Below are 16,202 nucleotides of genomic sequence, written 5' to 3' on the forward strand. Positions count from 1 at the left end.
TATTAACCCAGTTAATACCATATTGATTAGATATTAAATCACGGATTAAGATTTTTAATTCATCTGAAACTTTTAAGCTTAAACCGGAAACTGCAATATTTATGCAATAACTATCCATAGTATCATTTTAAATTTTTATTAATTAATATAATGATTGTTTATGTGCTCTTCATAATTAAATAAAGAGCACACAGTAAATCAATTAGCTAAAGTCGAGCTCTTTTTCAAATGATTTCAACTCATGACGAGCCATGGCTAAATTCGATTTGGTACGATCAAGCACTAAATAAAGGAATAAATTGTTATTACTTTCTAAAGGACGAATTAAGTGGTAAGCCTTACCTAGTGTAATTAAAATATCCTCAATATTATCATTTAATTTCAAAGCATTAGCGATATTTCGTTTTGCTCGGATGACTTCCGTGTTTCCAGCTGCTGCTAGTTCTAAATCAATTTCCCCACCGCCTTGTGTAGCAAGTGATAATCCACTTTCAGAATCAACAAGTGCAGATGCAATAAAACCATCAATTTCCGTTAAGCTATCTAAAGAAAGTTTAGCCATTTTTTATCTCTCAGGATTATAAAATTATATTTACTACTTTTTATTTAAAAGTAGTTAAAAATCATTATATTTCTGCTCAATTTGAAGTCAATCAAGAAAGAAAAGATTGAAATTGATGTTTAAGGAAATAAGTGACCAAAAATGTCATATTATAAAAAATATAATAAGATTATTTATGCATTATACTTTTAATACTGTGCTCATGTTTGCATTATATATTTTTCATTTTAAATTTAATAATTGTAATAGAATGTTAAAACAATATTTGTTAATAAATTATGTTTATTTAAATAGAAAAAGAGGAACTATGAGTTCCTCTTTTTAAATATTTATAATTAAATTAAACAAGATGCGTATAAAAACAATAGAGGTAGCCCAAAATTGCTAAAGCTACAAGAGGTGCGATAACTTTCGACCATGCAGGAATAAAAGTTTCGATAGATTGTTCTTCAGCATGTAAATCTTCATGATGAGGTTGAGCTTGATGAACCATTTGATTGAACTCCTTCATTGTTGCGTCCAATGATAGCTCTTCTTGTTCAACAGGTTTAGAACCAATTAACTCTGTTAGATGGTTTGTTGACCAAACCCAATCATCAGCCTGACCTGATAGATGTTCCACTTGTCCTAAAATTAATTCTTTTAAGCCATTTTGTCCGAAGCCACCAGTTTCATCAAGTTGATTAAGCTCAGTTAGCTGTAAGGCCAAAATTTCTGAAATACTCTGTTCAAGTTCAGCATTCTTTAAAATCGACTCATTGTGCTTAGAAGTCGTTAAATGGCGTGCTACTTCTTGAATATATAATGGATCGGCAGTTTTGATTTCATTATAAATTTTATTGTCATCTTGACGCCATAAGCTGATTAACTTTCCAAGTGTGAGCACATTCACTTCATCAATCAGCTTATTTTTTTCATGGGCTGGGTATTGATTTAAAAGCTGAGGCTTTTGAATTTTTATTTGCTCAGCAAAGTATTGGACTAAATCAAATGCCATACTTTATTCCTCTAAAATTAATCTAAAATTCTTAATGTTGGCTTTTTCTTAGTTGGTTCAGTTGTTTCTTGTGTTTCAGGTTCTAGCGTATCTTCTACAGGCGCTACATTCGCATATTCTTCTGGGTCAAAGAATAAACCTTGTCCATTCTCGCGTGCATATATACCCAAAACAGCTTGGATTGGGACGTAAATATCTTTTGAAACGCCACCAAAACGTGCTGAGAAAGTGATTGCATCATTGCTAATAAGTAGTTGATGTACAGCATGCGGCACAATGTTTAAAACAATTTGGCCATCTTTGACAAATTGTTGTGGTACATCAGTGTGTGGCTGTGTTGCATCAACAAGTAAATAAGGTGTGAGTTGGTTGTCGCAAATCCATTCATAGATTGCACGAGCAAGATAAGGACGTGTAGGGGTTAACTCAATAGTTTGCTCAGACATATCACACTATTCCATATTTAATTGTTCATTGTAACGGGTTTTCTCTTGGGGCGTCATTGATTTAACAAAAGAAGGACGGCTAAAGATACGTTTACAGTACAAAAATATAGGCCGGCACTGCTGCTTTGGTAAATCAATTCCCATGCTATTAAGCCTTACAAAAATTGGGGCGAGCATACAATCCAAAATTGAAAAATTTTCAGACATAAAATAAGGGAAATGCTGAAATAGAGGGGTAAGAGAAATTAAGGTATCACGTAATTCTTTTTGCGCTTTTTGTTTTTGTTCTACATTTAAAGTATCTGCATGTTTGAGCATATGATCGGCCAACTTAAACCAATCATTTTCAAGACGCCAAATGTATTGCCGTTGTTCAGCACGTGCCATAGGAGCATCAGCGTAAAGCTTGCCTTGACGATATCGGTCATCAAGATATTCAGCAATAATCGGTGCTGAAAATAATTTCAGGTTTTGCTCAAGTAGCATTGGTAATTGGTTATAAGGGTTTAGGCTCGCTAAATCCTCATCTTCGTGATCTGTTACGATCAATTGATATTTAATTTGCTTTTCTGCCAATAAAAAACGGATCCAGTGAGAACGGAAATCATCAGCATGGCTGTAAAGGGTAATTCCCTGAATTGAAGTGTTTTCGACCGACATATCACAAGGTATGGTTGTGTGAATCGGTTAGAATACTAAAAATACGAGTGGAAATCACGGTGGCAAAGATAGAGTTTCATATATTTATCTGTTTCACTCATGCTTAAAATGGATAAGCAATAAAAAAGCCTTGGAATAACCAAGGCTTTTTGTCCGATTCGGTAAACGAATTAACGTTTAGAGAATTGAGGACGTTTACGAGCTTTACGTAAACCAAGTTTCTTACGTTCAACTTCACGAGCATCACGAGTAACGAAACCAGCTTGACGTAGAACAGGTTTTAAAGTTTCGTCAGCAGCGATAAGCGCACGAGTAATACCGTGACGGATCGCGCCAGCTTGACCACCGATACCACCACCTTTAACAGTGATGTAAAGGTCAAACTTTTCAGTAACTTCTAAAAGTTCTAAAGGTTGACGAACAACCATACGAGCAGTTTCACGACCGAAATATTGCTCTAAAGTACGGTTGTTAATAACGAGTTTACCTGTACCAGCTGACAAGAAAACACGTGCAGTTGCGGTCTTACGGCGACCTGTACCATAATTAGTAGCCATGTGCTGTATCCCTTAGATGTCCAAAACTTGTGGCTGTTGAGCAGCATGAGGATGCTCAGTACCAGCGTACACTTTCATTTTTTTGATCATTGCATAACCAAGAGGACCTTTTGGTAACATGCCTTTAACCGCTTTTTCAAGAACAGCTTCAGGTTTGTGAGCAATTAACTTCTCGAAGTTAGTCTCACGGATACCACCAGGGAAACCAGTATGGCGATAATATTTCTTATCAAGTGATTTATTACCAGTCACTTGAATTTGTTCAGCATTAATCACAACGATGTAATCGCCAGTGTCAACGTGAGGAGTATAAGAAGTTTTATGCTTACCGCGTAAACGACGAGCGATTTCAGTCGCAAGGCGACCTAAAGTTTTGCCAGAAGCATCAACAACATACCAGTCATGTTGAACTTCAGCTGGCTTAGCGCTGAGAGTTTTCATTAAACCACTACCTATTATAGTTGGTTTGGACTATGGAATCTGTCCAAACAAAAGGAGCCGAAATTCTAAACGAGATCACCTAAAATCACAAGAATAATTTGATGTAAGTTTTCTTGGTCAATAAGCGGTCTATATTTTTAATGGGGGGATTTAATTTAAAATTAAAAACCACGTTTTTCTAATGTGCTATGTTGAAACTGACCTGAAAAAAAGGGGGAGAAAGGATGTGTCCAAAATTATACAATTTTTTATAGGATGGATGGCAATATTACTTTGCTTGCATCTTATTCTTTTCAATGGATTTTGTCTTTATTATGGTTTTAGTGGTTTGGTTGGTGTGGCTTTGATTAGTCTTTATATGCATGCTACTCCATTACCATATCTATTATATCTATTGGGGGGAATAGGATTTTGCTTTATTAAGCAAGAAAATTCATTGCGAATCAATTGGCTGTGGGGTAAATGGTTAATGATTGTGACATTATTGAGTTTAGTAGCCATAATTGTATCTGAAATTGCTCATACTTTTGGTTGGTTAGAGGCTAGATTCAGTCTCAATCATCGAATCCATAATATATAAATTGAGTTGAATATGAGTCATCCCTTATATATCACTTCCGGTGAGCCTGCTGGTATTGGTCCAGATATTTGTTTAAGTCTGGCGGAACGCGTTGATGAGCGTCCGGTTGTTGTTTTGGCTGACCGAAATTTATTGCAACAACGTGCTCAAAAGCTTGGCTTGGATATCAAGTTTTTAGAGTATAAAGGGCAAACTGAATCATGTTTGCAAGGCGAGCTTTATATAGAGCACGTAGCATTAAAAACAGAAGTCATCGATGGTCAATTAAACCCAGCTAATGCAGCTTATGTATTAGAACAACTACGTCGTTCAGCTGATTATGCGATGTCTGGTAAAAGTGTAGGGGTAGCCACTGCGCCTGTGCAAAAATCGGTCATTAATGATGCAGGTATTTTATTTAGTGGTCATACTGAATATTACCAAGAGTTCGCAGGTGTAGAACGCGTTGTCATGATGCTGGCAACTAAAACCTTGCGGGTTGCTTTAGCGACTACACATTTACCTTTAAGAGATGTAGCAGATGCAATTACCAAACAACGCTTGTATCAAGTAATAGACATCTTGCTTCATGACTTAAAAACTAAGTTTAAAATTACCGATCCAAGGATTTTGGTGTGTGGCTTAAATCCTCATGCGGGTGAAGATGGTTACTTAGGTCGTGAAGAGATTGATACCATTAATCCGGTTCTTGAAACTTACCGCTCTCAAGGTATTAAAATCAGTTTAAGTATGCCAGCAGACACTTTATTTACTCCTGAACATCTTAAAAATGCTGATGCTGTTCTTGCCATGTACCATGATCAAGGCTTACCTGTGCTAAAATCACAAGGTTTTGGTGAAGCAATTAATATCACATTGGGCTTACCGTTTATTCGTACTTCGGTCGATCATGGTACTGCTCTGTCTTTAGCTGGGACAGGTTTGGCAAAAAGCTCAAGTTTAAATGTCGCTGTCGATTTAGCTTTATCGTTGGCAGCGAGTTAAATTTTTCATGTTGGAAATGTTCTATGTATCAAATTAATGCCCTAAACCCGAAAGATGAAGGGCATAAAGCTCGTAAACGTTTTGGTCAAAACTTCTTACATGATCAGCGAGTCATTGCCAAAATTGTACGCTCTGTTAATCCGCGTACAGGCGATAATATTGTTGAAATTGGTCCAGGCTTGGCTGCTTTAACTTCTCCTTTAATTGGAGAGTGTGATGCTTTAACAGTTGTTGAGTTAGACCGTGACTTAGCAGCAGGCCTACCAGAGCGTGTACCACATCCAGAACGTTTAACTATCGTAGAAGCTGATGCATTAAAATACGATTTTAGCCAACTTGTAAAAGATGGTCGTCCATTACGCGTTGTCGGCAATTTGCCTTATAACATTTCTACACCATTACTTTTTCATCTCTTGGAGTTTGGTAGCCAAGTTAAAGATATGCACTTTATGTTGCAAAAAGAAGTGGTGGAACGTATTACTGCCGAACCAAATACAAAAGAATATGGTCGTTTATCGGTAATGATTCAATATTATTGCCAGCCTACATTTTTATTTGAAGTTCCTGCAGGCGCATTTAATCCACCACCAAAAGTAACGAGTGCTGTATTCCGTTTAGTTCCTTATGAACAAAAACCTATTGTCGCGAAAGATGAAAAAGCTTTAGCTCGTTTGGTTGCACACGTATTTACGCAACGTCGTAAAACGCTAAGAAACAGTCTTAAAGGTATGTTGGCAGATGACGGTTTCGAGAAAGCAGGAGTCGACCCAATGGCCCGCCCAGAAACTTTGACGCTTGCTGAGTTTGTAGCTTTAGCAGATCAAATGGTGGCATAAATGACCAAGCGTTATAACTATATCATTGGTGACGTTCAAGGTTGTTTTGAAGCCCTCAAAGCACTCTTAAAAGAAATACGTTTTGATCCTGATCAAGATTTTATTTGGTTTGCTGGTGATTTGGTTGCACGTGGAGAAAACTCTGTAGGTGCACTTCGTTTTATAAAAAAACTAGCCGATCGTGGCGCAGCTGCAACCGTCTTGGGTAATCATGATTTAACACTGGTTGCTTGTGCTCGCGGTCTTAAAGAAATTAAAGAGAAAGATCGTACACAGGATGTTATTGATGCTGTGGATGGTGATGAACTCATCGACTGGTTACGTAAACAGCCATTATGTTTATTTCCAAATGAACAAACTGTGCTAACACATGCTGGTATACCTTGTATTTGGGATGCAAAAAAAACGGCTGCTTTAGCAAAAGAAGTTGAAGCTGTATTAGCACATGATGATCTGTCTGTATTAGATGCTTTTTTAGCTGAAATGTATGGTTCAAAACCAGATCTTTGGACAGATGACTTAACTGGTAATGACCGCCTACGCTGTATTACCAATTATTTAACACGCATGCGTTTAACTAATGCAGAAGGTACTTTGGAATTTAGTTTTAAAGATACTTTAGATGCACCTATGCCAGAAGGTTATTTACCTTGGTTTGAATTTCCTAGTAAAGCTGCACAAACACATCAAGTATTCTTTGGTCATTGGGCTGCTCTAGAAGGCAGAACAATTAGTGAACATATTCAGAACGTAGATGGTGGCTGTGTGTGGGGTAAAAACTTAATTACTTATCGTCTTGAAGACCAGCAAAGTTTTTCAGTAGTTAATCCTGTCATGTAATAAAAAAAAGCCGCATCAGCGGCTTTTTTTCTTTTTTAAGATTTATTCTAGGCGAATCCAGATTTGATTGCGGCCTAAAGCTGAAACTCCAAGATAACCACGCATGTGTAGACGGTTACCATTTGCACTGAGTTTGGCTTTTAATCCGTAAACTTTGCCAGTATTTGGGTCTAGAATTTTCCCACCAGTATAGGTTGTACTATCCACTTGTTTTAAACCAGTCGCGATATCTAAACCTACAATATGCTTATTGGTATAAGGCGCTGGGCAGTTATCACAAATTTCTTTTGGTGTATAACCTGGACGCGGTGTAATTTTTACAACTTTTCCTGAATAAGTACCATTTGCCTCTTTTCGTATTTCTACATGAGCCTTAGGCGTACCAGTTTTATCGTCAATCGTTTGCCACATACCAGTAATATCAGCCGCAAAAGTAGCTGAATTTATCCCCAATAAGAGCAACGCTCCAACAAAAAATTTCCCCATAATCAAAAATCCTTTTAGATTTGAAAAGATCATCTTATTTCGAATTGTTAACTGGTTCAATGTTTATTTGAACTACTTTTTAATCAATGTATTCCAAAAGATAGCATGAATGTGGGTAACCATATGGCTGTAAATACGCCATTTAAAGCCATACCAAATGCAGCATAACGACCCGCAACGGGACCACGTTGCCAAGCTTGAGCAGTTCCGATCGCATGCGCAGCTAAGCCTAGAGCTAAACCTGATGCTCTTTCATCATGAATATGTTTAAGTAAAAATGGTGAAAAGGCTGCACCAATAACTCCAGATAAAATCACAATTAGAGTGACCAATGTTTCTGGGGCATGTAATAAAGTCGCGATATTTAAAGCAATAGGCGTAGTTACTGCGCGTGTCGCAAAAGCCAAAATAGTAGGCTCAGACATATGTAACAAGTAAGCGAGGCCCATAGGTAAAGCAACAGCGCTAATACTTGCAAAAAGTAAAATCCCAATCACCGATTTAAGAGGTAAGTCGTCATAACGCATTGCAGCCAACGGTATCGCTAAAGCAACGGTGACATATCCTAATAGGTGGCTGAATAAATCGTTTACGTAAAGTCGGTATTCTTCATAAGGAACTTTCAAGATTGATAATAAACCAATCACAATGAACATACCGAAAACTAAGAGAGGTACTTGAGGGAAACGGCGGTTTAAAGGTTTTGCACAAAGATAGCCAACTAGAGTGATCAAAAATCCATATAAAATCATAAACATTTTATTCTCCTTATAACCAATGTTTTGCCATTTTTGCATAGACCCACAGAGGGATAAGGGTGCTCACCACTAGTACAAAGAGAAATAAAGGAATTTCTTTGCCCATATGCACCAGCATAATTAACGAGCCTGCACAAATGGGTAAAAAAGCAAAACCACTTTCTTTCATAATTTTATTGTTGGTGTCGACGAGTCTTAATGGGATTTTTTTAAATTTACGCCAAATGAGTAAAATGATGAGCAAACTAATTAAGCCCACTAAGTTTCCTAATTCTGGATGACCAAAAGCACGCATAACGACGACTGAGCCTTCACGAAAACCGATAATAAGTAGAAAAGTTCCTACCCATGCTGCCCAATCTATACTTTTGATCTTATCCATATTTTTTATCTCTAAAAGTGTACTTATCAAGTTTTAACTGATCTAGTGCTTGATTTCAAACTCTTCCAGTGGTCGTTTAAACTGACTCGCTCGTTCACCTAATATCTCGTCGATAGGTAATTTGGCTTGACGAATTAACTGCTCAAGCTTATGTGGCGCAATTCGTATATCAATATGTAATAGCCCTTCATCATCATAATGTTCAGATTCGATAACATTTAAGGCATAAAGCTGGGTACGCAATTTGCCATAAGCAGGTTTTAGTATTAATGAGAATTGTTGAAGTTGTCCCATTAAACATTCTTGTACTGCTTGACGTAGCAAATCTAAACCTAAACCTGAATGTGCAGATACATAAACGCGATCAGGAACATGAGGTTCTGAATAAATAATTTTAGCCTCTTCACCACTTAAATCGATTTTGTTGTAAACCCGAAGAACAGGGGCATCGGCTCCAATTTCCTTCAATACCCCTTCAACAGCTTCAATCTGATCAAGCATGTCATGGCTACTGCTATCAATCACATGTAAGAGTAGTGTGGCTTCAAGCGTTTCTTCTAACGTTGCTTTAAATGACTCAACTAAGTCATGTTGTAGGTTTCGTACGAACCCTACGGTGTCTGCGAGCACTACAGTACCAATACCATCCCATTCTAAACGACGTAAGGTTGGGTCAAGTGTTGCAAATAGTTGATCGGCTGCATACACATCACTTTTTGCCAAAATATTAAATAAAGTAGATTTGCCCGCGTTGGTATAACCAACTAAAGATACGGTGGGGATCGAAGCTTTTTGTCTTGCTGCTCGTCCTTGTATACGAGTTTGATGAACTTTATCTAACTTATCTTTTAACTGTGTAATTCGCACACGAATGAGACGACGGTCTGTTTCGAGTTGTGTTTCACCGGGACCTCGTAAGCCAATACCACCTTTTTGTTGTTCAAAGTCAGCAGACCAACCACGAATCAAGCGAGTTGATAAATGTTTAAGCTGAGCAAGTTCAACTTGTAATTTACCTTCATGGGTGCGGGCACGTAACGCAAAAATATCTAAAATTAAACCAGTACGGTCAATGACCCGACATTTTAATATTTTTTCCAAATTACGTTCTTGAGCGGGTGATAACGCATGGTCAAAAATAACCAGTCCAGCTTCTAATTCTTGGACTTTCTCTGCTATTTCATCGACTTTACCTGAACCAATAAAAAATTTAGGATTTGGCTTATTACGTTGCACTTTAACGTGCTCAAGAATATCCGCACCAGCAGACTGTGCAAGTAGAGCAAACTCTTCGGCATCCAGATCATCTAATAATTGTACAGACACACTCACCAATATTGTGCGTTCACCGCCTTGATGCCGATCAACAAATTCCACGTGGCTATAAATCCTGAAAAGGGTAAAACTTTATTCTAGAGGAAACTTGAGTAAAAGGGGAAAGGGTTTACTCTTATCCTTTAGATTATCTACATGCATTTTATTTTTTATTTGCTTCTATCCCATAGCGATGCAAGTTTATTCCGAAACGTATAGAATGGCTCAAGATGGGTATAACAATGATTGATCGTTAGTGAAATTTTATGACTCAAACGCAAAGTATAGTGAATTCAACGTTAAAGAAATTTTCAAAAATAGGTTTATACGGAAAAAAAGTTACTTCAGCGACAGCGGCAATCAGTGAAGGTTTTTACTTAGTTTATCGTCATAGACTTTATAAAGATCCAAATAACCCTGTTAACACTCGATATGTCCAATATTTCTGCCGCCGTTTATGTCAAGTTTTTAACCTTGAAGTTCAAGTGCATGGCACTATCCCTAGAGAACCAGCTTTATGGGTGAGTAATCATATTTCTTGGCTCGATATTGCAGTTTTAGGTTCAGGCGCACGTGTTTTCTTTTTGGCTAAAGCGGAAATAGAAAATTGGCCTATTCTTGGGAACTTAGCAAAAGGCGGTGGTACCTTATTTATTAAGCGTGGGTCTGGTGACTCTATTAAAATTCGAGAGCAAATTACCGAATTTTTAAAACAAAATATTCCAGTTTTATTCTTCCCTGAAGCGACTACTACAGATGGTCATTCTGTTAAGAAAGTTCATGGCCGTTTACTTGGAGCTGCTATTGAAGCAAAGCGTCCAGTACAGGTATGTTTAATCTGTTATGTAAACCGTCATGGCGAATTAGATACAGTTGCACCATTTATTGGTGAGATGTCGTTTGTTGAGCATATTCAGCGTGTGCTAGAAATGCCGAAAGTAACAGCTCATTTATTAACATTGCCTCCTATCTCGGTAGAAGGGCACGATGTAAAAAGTCTAACTCAAGAAGTTCAACAAAAAATGGTAGAAGGTTTGGCTCAATTACATCAAAAAGTACTTAAGCCAAAAAGTTAATTACATAAATCCTTCAAGAGGTAGCCATGAAAGAAACTTCATGCCTGCCTTTTGCCACCATTTCATCTCTGGTTCTTTTTTATAAATTACAGGGCCGTTTGACGTTTCTTGTTGCCAATAAATATTATTATTCGAGTCGAGTTTTAACTTATAAGCATACTTATTTAAATTTTCATCCATCGTATGGTGAATTGTTTTAGCGAGTGCTGGACTATCTAAAATTACACCAATTTCAGTATTTAAATAGGCTGAACGTGGGTCAAAGTTGAATGATCCAATAAAAACCTGTTCATCTAAAGCCATGAGCTTGGTGTGTAAACTTGAGCGGCTTAAACCTTTCATATTTACTTTTGCTTTAGTCGCTAACTCATCCGTATTTTTATTTAGATTACGTTTATCTGGAGTCGGTAAAAACTCATAGAGTTGTACACCGTTTTTCAAAAGTTCTTTTCGGTATCGACCATAAAATGCATGAACCACCGCAACGTCATTGGCTTTAAATGAATTTGTTAAAACTCGTACTTCTACACCTTCTTTGGCAAGTGAACTTAAAATTTTAGCGCCTTGCTTTTCCGGAATAAAATAAGCAGAAATCAAATCAACATTACTTTCTGGCTTTTCCAAATGATTAATTAATTGGAAATTTAAATGCTCTTCTTTTTTTGCTTTTGACTTAATTTTATCTGGAGAGTCTTTCACAACCTCCGCCTTAACCCAGTCAAATTGAATGTTATGGTCTAGCCATTTATCAAAAGCATGCGATCTAGAAGTTAAATCCAGGAAGTTTTGAACAGTTGCTTGTTGATAGTGAGCATCGAGTTGTTCTTTTAGACTTTCATAACGTAAACGGTGATACTGAGCACTGACAATACTCTGCACCGAATAAGCATATTCATGATTCCAGTAATCATCAAAAGAATTTACGATGTCATCAACAGCCGCACCGACTAACATGACATCAACGTCAGAAAATTGATAATTATCACTAACATTATAATACTGATTGGTCATATTACGCCCGCCAATCAGCGCAACCTGATTGTCAGCAATAAAACTTTTATTATGCATACGACGATTGATACGCTTTAAATCTAAAATCATATCCATCGCACGGTATTGGCGAAAACGGTAAGGGTTAAATAATTTAACTTCAATATTTTTATGCTGAGAAAGGGCAAGTAAAACCCCTTCCATCTTTTTAGCATTATTATCGTCAATTAATAAACGTACTTTCACGCCACGATCGGCAGCACGAATAATGGCATGCAAGGCCAAGGCGCCAATTTTGTCATTATCCCAAATATAGTACTGTAAATCTAAAGTCTTTTCGGCCTTATCAATCAGTCTCAAACGAGCTGCCAAAGCCTCCAAAGGGTCATTTAAAACGTGATAACCCGTTAAATTGGGGTTTTGCTCACGTAATGGCGTAATAATTTTCGCAAGCGAAGTTTGAGATGTATCGATATCACGCGCGTATTGAACGGGTTCAACACGATGTTTGGGTAAGGTGCTACAACCTGTCAAAGTCACAGCAAAACTTGAACAGACAATTAGGGAAGCTTTGATCAAAAAGCCTTTAGCCTGTTGATGAGTTTGAAGCTGTTTGGAATGAAAGGTTTGTGCCATAATCAATACATGCGATAAGGTGAGCTAGAGTATAATTCGTGCATATTGAAAGATAAATATTGAATTTGATTACTAGCAATCAATATAAAATAAGTCGAGAGTCGTAATGTGGAACCCAAATTCAATCATTTTTTGTTTTTACTTTATTTTTTCAATACTTGCCTTATGGGGGGTTGTTGAAGCTTGGGTTCATCAATCACGTACCGAAACGATTCATCCGTTTAAAGCTTTTGTTCACTTACTTGCCTTTTATCTATCTTATCTTCTTATTCCACTTTGGTTCTTTAATTTATATGCAGGTTGGGTGGGATATTACTCCATTCATCAAACCATTTTTATCTTCTTATTAAGTGGTATTCTCATTTATGCACGTTTTATAGAACCGCATATGGTACGTGTTGATATTCATCAATATCGTTTAAATCCAGATCGCCGTTTTAATAAGCCTGTAAAAGTTGCTTTAATTGCTGATTTACATATAGGTTTATTTTCTGGGCACGAACGCCAACTTAAAATCATTGTAAAAAAACTCAATGAACAACAGCCAGACTTGGTGGTTGTAGCAGGAGACTGGACTTATGAACCGGAAGATAAGTTAGTTCAAGAATTGGCTGTACTCAAAGATATTCAAGCTCCAGTCTATTCGGTTCCTGGAAACCACGATGAGCAATATCCTGGGCCTCCTATCCAACAACTATTAAAAGATGCACTCCACTACAATGAAGTGATGGACATTGAAGGGAAAATTGTTGAGTTTGATGAGTTCCGTTTAATTGGTATTGGTGATCTATGGGCTGGCAAAACAGATATGCGTTCAATGCCAGACTTACCTCAAGATAAACCGTGGTTAATTCTGTCCCATAACCCCGATACTGTAGATATGGTTCCCAAACTACCTAATCGCCCTTTAATGTTATCAGGGCATACTCATGGGGGACAGGTCGAGCTTCCTTGGGTGACCAACTATATTATGAAAAAGGTATCAATTTTAGGTCATAAACGTGGCTTTTATTCGCATGAACATGCAGACGTATTTGTTACTGTTGGAACCGGTATGGTTGGTATCCCCCTAAGATTTCGTGTACCACCGACCATTGATATTATTGAACTTGTATAAAATAAAAAAAGCCAATCATAAAGATTGGCTTTTTTATAATTAGAAAATTAAGGAATAATGACGATTGCAACACGACGGTTGATTGCTCGATTTTCATTAGTTGTATTTGGTACATATGGTTGAGTTGAACCGCGCCCAATAACGTAAATATTTTCCTTTTTAAATCCACGAGTCAAGAAGAGGTCTGCAACACTTTGCGCGCGTTCTTCTGATAACTTCTGGTTGTACTCAGGATTACCTACATCGTCAGTATGACCAACAATTTTTAATTTATTCAAATCATATTTATTTAATTGATTTGCTAAGCGTACTAGCTCTGCTTCATGACTTTGTTTTAATGTTGCATCATTAAAATCAAATAATAAGCGTTCTGGTAAACCTAGAGTCCAGCCTTCATTAGTCAGAACAAACCCCTCTTTTTTTAGCATTTTTACTTGGCGGTATTTCAAAGGACCAAAACTCAAGCAGCCTGCAAGAGCAATGCACAGCAATGCAATAAAGGAGAGTTTTAAAGATCTTGTATTCATAGATTAGCCTAAATTTAATTCTCTGGTTTATAAATAAACCAATGTTGCTCAGAAGTCTTAGCCTTATACATCGCTTGATCTGCTTGCATAATGAAATCTTCTGGACTAGACGCAAATTGGGATAAAGCAATCCCTACACTAAAACTGAAATAAATCGTTTGATCATTTAGATGCAAAGGTTCTTTACAGCTTTCGAGTAAATTTTCAGCAATAGATATTAAATGATCAGCATGCGTAATGGAATGCAAAATGACCGCAAATTCATCGCCACCTAGACGGGCAATAAAATCTTGATGTCGTAAACGTGTTTGTAATCTTTTTGCCATCTCTTTTAAGACTTCATCACCAGCTAAATGACCGAACTGATCGTTAATTGATTTGAAGTTATTGTTATCTATGAATAATAGGGCCGACTTGTTGTCAAAATCCTTATCTTCAAACATATCTAACAATATTTGATAAAAATAATGTCTATTCGGTAAAAGGGTGAGTTGGTCATGATGAGCTTGAAACGATAATTTACGATTTTCCTTTTGTAGCTGATTATCCCAAATCTGAATTTCTTCAAGTAACTCATTAAAAACGGTATTTAAATCTTGAAACTCTTTAATCCGGTTATACGGAAAACGAAGATTATAAGCTTTCTGTTCACTTACGATCTGGGCAATATTTGTGAGTGGATAAATCGCTTGCATAATTTGACGATAAGTCAAATTCACTGACCACAGCAAAGCACAAACGATAAATAACATCGCAAATGCAAGACCGACCATAATCATCTTTAAAAATTGCAATATTTTTTCAGAGCTACCAAAAAGCGTTAACTCACCTACATTCTGTTGGTGATGATAAATCGTTAAATGTACAGGCTCATTTAAAAACCAATGATCAAACCATCCTTCTAAAACAGAAGTTTGACTCGATAACTTAAAACTTTGCGCAATTAAATGATGTTCAGAATCATAAATATGAATCGCGCGGATAGAGTGATCATTTGTATATTCATTTAAGATCTGTTCTATCGTAATTTTATCGTTAAATACTACAGCAGGCTGAATACGCTCCAGAAGTGTATGGCTGAGTAACTGCAAATTCTGCTTTGCATAAGTTTCCATAGTAAAAACGGAAATTGATACAAACGTAAAAGAGCAAATAAAAAAAGTAATAGCAAAAATAGTAAATTGAGATTTTCTAAAAAGTGCGTGTAGAGAAGTTGACTGATACAACTTAGATATCATAGCCATTACTCCGCATTCTTAGCCAAGAGTAATACCCTTGGATCAATATGGACCTTGGAATGGCTTAATGCATCTAAGTTAACTTTAAAAGTTGTGTAATTATTTTGGTCATATAAACAAAAGATACTACCAACTTCACATTCTGGATTATTAATACTTAAAGAAAGCAAAGAACGATATGGATAATTCTGAATTAAATTTTGTTGTTGTTGAGGGGAAGTTGTAGAGAAATAAACAGCTTGGCAATGAGACTTTGGAAAATCTTTAGCATTAACTGTCTGTACACGATAGTTATAAGATAATTGCTGAATATAAGACTGAAAAGTAGACGTAATTGAAGCATTATCAATTACACAAAGAGTAGGGGTGCTTACATTCTCCCATTTGCTATAACTTAAAATAGATAAGGTCAGCACATAGAAGTTATGTTTTGAATTGGCATACGCAGGCCCGCTCGTAGCAAACACTACAAGTATGCAGAATAATACTTTCTTAGCGGAGTGCCACATGGTGAGTTAATGCCAAATCAATTGCACGAATAATCTATTCTACATGAAGTTGATTAACTAAAAAAAGTTTAATATCTCATCTAATTTACACCAAAAAGCCTAAAAATTGACCGGTTGAATGATAAAATATGAGAAAGGGCTTGCAACTGGATCTTAATGGTCTATAATGCACATCCATCGGCGGTGATGCAGATAGAAACTTGTTGAAAAACAGTTACTTAGAATTGAGTTGGTTGCTTTGAGTAATGAATTTGATGTTAAGTTGG

Annotated in this window: 20 protein-coding genes and 1 pseudogene; 6 read left to right on the top strand and 15 right to left on the bottom strand. The window is 36.7% G+C overall.

Annotated elements, in window-relative coordinates:
- The 7 genes and pseudogenes from ACH8JV_RS18315 to rplM all read right to left on the bottom strand — a co-directional run.
- A pseudogene (locus tag ACH8JV_RS18315) lies at positions 1-118 on the bottom strand (hypothetical protein); the annotation flags it as partial.
- 84 nt (positions 119-202) lie between these two features.
- Positions 203-562: a hypothetical protein gene (locus ACH8JV_RS18320; RefSeq protein WP_045437845.1), complete on the bottom strand. Its 360-nt coding sequence runs from the start codon at positions 560-562 to the stop codon at positions 203-205.
- A 340-nt stretch (positions 563-902) separates the two neighbouring features.
- A complete protein-coding gene (locus ACH8JV_RS18325) occupies positions 903-1,559 on the bottom strand; it encodes a hypothetical protein (protein WP_134263610.1) in 657 nt (218 codons plus the stop codon).
- Between the two features lie 17 nt (positions 1,560-1,576).
- Entirely contained in the window at positions 1,577-2,005 is a 429-nt protein-coding gene (locus ACH8JV_RS18330; RefSeq protein ID WP_396522985.1) for a ClpXP protease specificity-enhancing factor, read from the bottom strand.
- Between the two features lie 6 nt (positions 2,006-2,011).
- Positions 2,012-2,665, bottom strand: coding sequence for a glutathione S-transferase N-terminal domain-containing protein (locus tag ACH8JV_RS18335; protein WP_263614618.1), 654 nt, complete (start codon positions 2,663-2,665; stop codon positions 2,012-2,014).
- 170 nt (positions 2,666-2,835) lie between these two features.
- Positions 2,836-3,222 (bottom strand): 30S ribosomal protein S9, encoded by a 387-nt coding sequence (gene rpsI, locus ACH8JV_RS18340; protein ID WP_002048725.1) that lies wholly within the window; start codon positions 3,220-3,222, stop codon positions 2,836-2,838.
- 12 nt (positions 3,223-3,234) lie between these two features.
- On the bottom strand, positions 3,235-3,663 hold the full coding sequence (gene rplM, locus ACH8JV_RS18345; RefSeq protein WP_002048731.1) for a 50S ribosomal protein L13: 429 nt from the start codon (positions 3,661-3,663) through the stop codon (positions 3,235-3,237).
- Between the two features lie 226 nt (positions 3,664-3,889).
- Here rplM and ACH8JV_RS18350 point away from each other — a divergent pair, with 226 nt between their 5' ends.
- Genes ACH8JV_RS18350 through ACH8JV_RS18365 form a run of 4 tightly spaced genes read left to right on the top strand, consistent with a single transcriptional unit; the run spans position 3,890 to position 6,903 of the window.
- Positions 3,890-4,243: a hypothetical protein gene (locus ACH8JV_RS18350; protein ID WP_396522987.1), complete on the top strand. Its 354-nt coding sequence runs from the start codon at positions 3,890-3,892 to the stop codon at positions 4,241-4,243.
- A 12-nt stretch (positions 4,244-4,255) separates the two neighbouring features.
- Complete coding sequence (pdxA, locus tag ACH8JV_RS18355; protein WP_396522989.1) at positions 4,256-5,227, top strand: 4-hydroxythreonine-4-phosphate dehydrogenase PdxA; 972 nt, start codon at positions 4,256-4,258, stop codon at positions 5,225-5,227.
- Between the two features lie 23 nt (positions 5,228-5,250).
- A complete protein-coding gene (gene rsmA, locus ACH8JV_RS18360) occupies positions 5,251-6,063 on the top strand; it encodes a 16S rRNA (adenine(1518)-N(6)/adenine(1519)-N(6))-dimethyltransferase RsmA (protein ID WP_263614615.1) in 813 nt (270 codons plus the stop codon).
- Complete coding sequence (locus tag ACH8JV_RS18365; protein WP_396522991.1) at positions 6,064-6,903, top strand: symmetrical bis(5'-nucleosyl)-tetraphosphatase; 840 nt, start codon at positions 6,064-6,066, stop codon at positions 6,901-6,903. It begins immediately after the preceding gene.
- 42 nt (positions 6,904-6,945) lie between these two features.
- On the opposite strand, the gene ACH8JV_RS18370 is transcribed toward ACH8JV_RS18365, so the two are convergent.
- The 4 genes from ACH8JV_RS18370 to hflX form a co-directional block, all read right to left on the bottom strand.
- On the bottom strand, positions 6,946-7,389 hold the full coding sequence (locus tag ACH8JV_RS18370) for a DUF2147 domain-containing protein (RefSeq protein WP_004704121.1): 444 nt from the start codon (positions 7,387-7,389) through the stop codon (positions 6,946-6,948).
- Between the two features lie 83 nt (positions 7,390-7,472).
- The gene (locus tag ACH8JV_RS18375) at positions 7,473-8,147 is read right to left on the bottom strand and encodes an LrgB family protein (protein WP_263614613.1); all 675 of its coding nucleotides are present in this window, start codon (positions 8,145-8,147) and stop codon (positions 7,473-7,475) included.
- Positions 8,148-8,157: 10 nt separating this feature from the next.
- The gene (locus ACH8JV_RS18380; protein WP_002048719.1) at positions 8,158-8,529 is read right to left on the bottom strand and encodes a hypothetical protein; all 372 of its coding nucleotides are present in this window, start codon (positions 8,527-8,529) and stop codon (positions 8,158-8,160) included.
- Positions 8,530-8,571: 42 nt separating this feature from the next.
- Positions 8,572-9,906, bottom strand: coding sequence for a ribosome rescue GTPase HflX (hflX, locus tag ACH8JV_RS18385; RefSeq protein ID WP_396522993.1), 1,335 nt, complete (start codon positions 9,904-9,906; stop codon positions 8,572-8,574).
- 203 nt (positions 9,907-10,109) lie between these two features.
- Here hflX and ACH8JV_RS18390 point away from each other — a divergent pair, with 203 nt between their 5' ends.
- A complete protein-coding gene (locus tag ACH8JV_RS18390; RefSeq protein ID WP_263614610.1) occupies positions 10,110-10,919 on the top strand; it encodes a lysophospholipid acyltransferase family protein in 810 nt (269 codons plus the stop codon).
- Here ACH8JV_RS18390 and ACH8JV_RS18395 read toward each other — a convergent pair whose 3' ends face one another.
- Complete coding sequence (locus ACH8JV_RS18395) at positions 10,920-12,545, bottom strand: phospholipase D family protein (protein ID WP_396522995.1); 1,626 nt, start codon at positions 12,543-12,545, stop codon at positions 10,920-10,922.
- A gap of 106 nt (positions 12,546-12,651) precedes the next feature.
- On the opposite strand from ACH8JV_RS18395, the gene ACH8JV_RS18400 reads away from it, so the two are divergent.
- Positions 12,652-13,662, top strand: a complete 1,011-nt coding sequence (locus ACH8JV_RS18400) for a metallophosphoesterase (RefSeq protein WP_396522997.1) — start codon at positions 12,652-12,654, stop codon at positions 13,660-13,662.
- 47 nt (positions 13,663-13,709) lie between these two features.
- Here ACH8JV_RS18400 and ACH8JV_RS18405 read toward each other — a convergent pair whose 3' ends face one another.
- The 3 genes from ACH8JV_RS18405 to ACH8JV_RS18415 are packed head-to-tail and all read right to left on the bottom strand — an operon-like array spanning position 13,710 to position 15,936.
- The gene (locus ACH8JV_RS18405; protein WP_263614607.1) at positions 13,710-14,189 is read right to left on the bottom strand and encodes an OmpA family protein; all 480 of its coding nucleotides are present in this window, start codon (positions 14,187-14,189) and stop codon (positions 13,710-13,712) included.
- A gap of 14 nt (positions 14,190-14,203) precedes the next feature.
- Entirely contained in the window at positions 14,204-15,427 is a 1,224-nt protein-coding gene (locus ACH8JV_RS18410) for a diguanylate cyclase domain-containing protein (RefSeq protein WP_311087086.1), read from the bottom strand.
- A 5-nt stretch (positions 15,428-15,432) separates the two neighbouring features.
- The gene (locus tag ACH8JV_RS18415) at positions 15,433-15,936 is read right to left on the bottom strand and encodes a YfiR family protein (RefSeq protein ID WP_004711910.1); all 504 of its coding nucleotides are present in this window, start codon (positions 15,934-15,936) and stop codon (positions 15,433-15,435) included.
- Between the last annotated feature and the right edge of the window lie 266 nt (positions 15,937-16,202).

The sequence above is a fragment of the Acinetobacter sp. ABJ_C5_2 genome (assembly GCF_044538485.1).
GTDB classification, from domain to species: Bacteria; Pseudomonadota; Gammaproteobacteria; order Pseudomonadales; family Moraxellaceae; genus Acinetobacter; species Acinetobacter nosocomialis_A.

Coding starts and splice junctions, on each gene's coding strand:
- ACH8JV_RS18370 (WP_004704121.1), bottom strand. CDS start 7,389: ATGGGGAAATTTTTTGTTGGAGCGTTGCTCTTATTGGGGATAAATTCA.
- ACH8JV_RS18395 (WP_396522995.1), bottom strand. CDS start 12,545: ATGGCACAAACCTTTCATTCCAAACAGCTTCAAACTCATCAACAGGCT.
- ACH8JV_RS18380 (WP_002048719.1), bottom strand. CDS start 8,529: ATGGATAAGATCAAAAGTATAGATTGGGCAGCATGGGTAGGAACTTTT.
- ACH8JV_RS18375 (WP_263614613.1), bottom strand. CDS start 8,147: ATGTTTATGATTTTATATGGATTTTTGATCACTCTAGTTGGCTATCTT.
- ACH8JV_RS18400 (WP_396522997.1), top strand. CDS start 12,652: ATGTGGAACCCAAATTCAATCATTTTTTGTTTTTACTTTATTTTTTCA.
- ACH8JV_RS18405 (WP_263614607.1), bottom strand. CDS start 14,189: ATGAATACAAGATCTTTAAAACTCTCCTTTATTGCATTGCTGTGCATT.
- ACH8JV_RS18330 (WP_396522985.1), bottom strand. CDS start 2,005: ATGTCTGAGCAAACTATTGAGTTAACCCCTACACGTCCTTATCTTGCT.
- ACH8JV_RS18410 (WP_311087086.1), bottom strand. CDS start 15,427: ATGATATCTAAGTTGTATCAGTCAACTTCTCTACACGCACTTTTTAGA.
- pdxA (WP_396522989.1), top strand. CDS start 4,256: ATGAGTCATCCCTTATATATCACTTCCGGTGAGCCTGCTGGTATTGGT.
- ACH8JV_RS18325 (WP_134263610.1), bottom strand. CDS start 1,559: ATGGCATTTGATTTAGTCCAATACTTTGCTGAGCAAATAAAAATTCAA.
- ACH8JV_RS18335 (WP_263614618.1), bottom strand. CDS start 2,665: ATGTCGGTCGAAAACACTTCAATTCAGGGAATTACCCTTTACAGCCAT.
- ACH8JV_RS18415 (WP_004711910.1), bottom strand. CDS start 15,936: ATGTGGCACTCCGCTAAGAAAGTATTATTCTGCATACTTGTAGTGTTT.
- ACH8JV_RS18390 (WP_263614610.1), top strand. CDS start 10,110: ATGACTCAAACGCAAAGTATAGTGAATTCAACGTTAAAGAAATTTTCA.
- ACH8JV_RS18365 (WP_396522991.1), top strand. CDS start 6,064: ATGACCAAGCGTTATAACTATATCATTGGTGACGTTCAAGGTTGTTTT.
- rpsI (WP_002048725.1), bottom strand. CDS start 3,222: ATGGCTACTAATTATGGTACAGGTCGCCGTAAGACCGCAACTGCACGT.
- rplM (WP_002048731.1), bottom strand. CDS start 3,663: ATGAAAACTCTCAGCGCTAAGCCAGCTGAAGTTCAACATGACTGGTAT.
- ACH8JV_RS18320 (WP_045437845.1), bottom strand. CDS start 562: ATGGCTAAACTTTCTTTAGATAGCTTAACGGAAATTGATGGTTTTATT.
- rsmA (WP_263614615.1), top strand. CDS start 5,251: ATGTATCAAATTAATGCCCTAAACCCGAAAGATGAAGGGCATAAAGCT.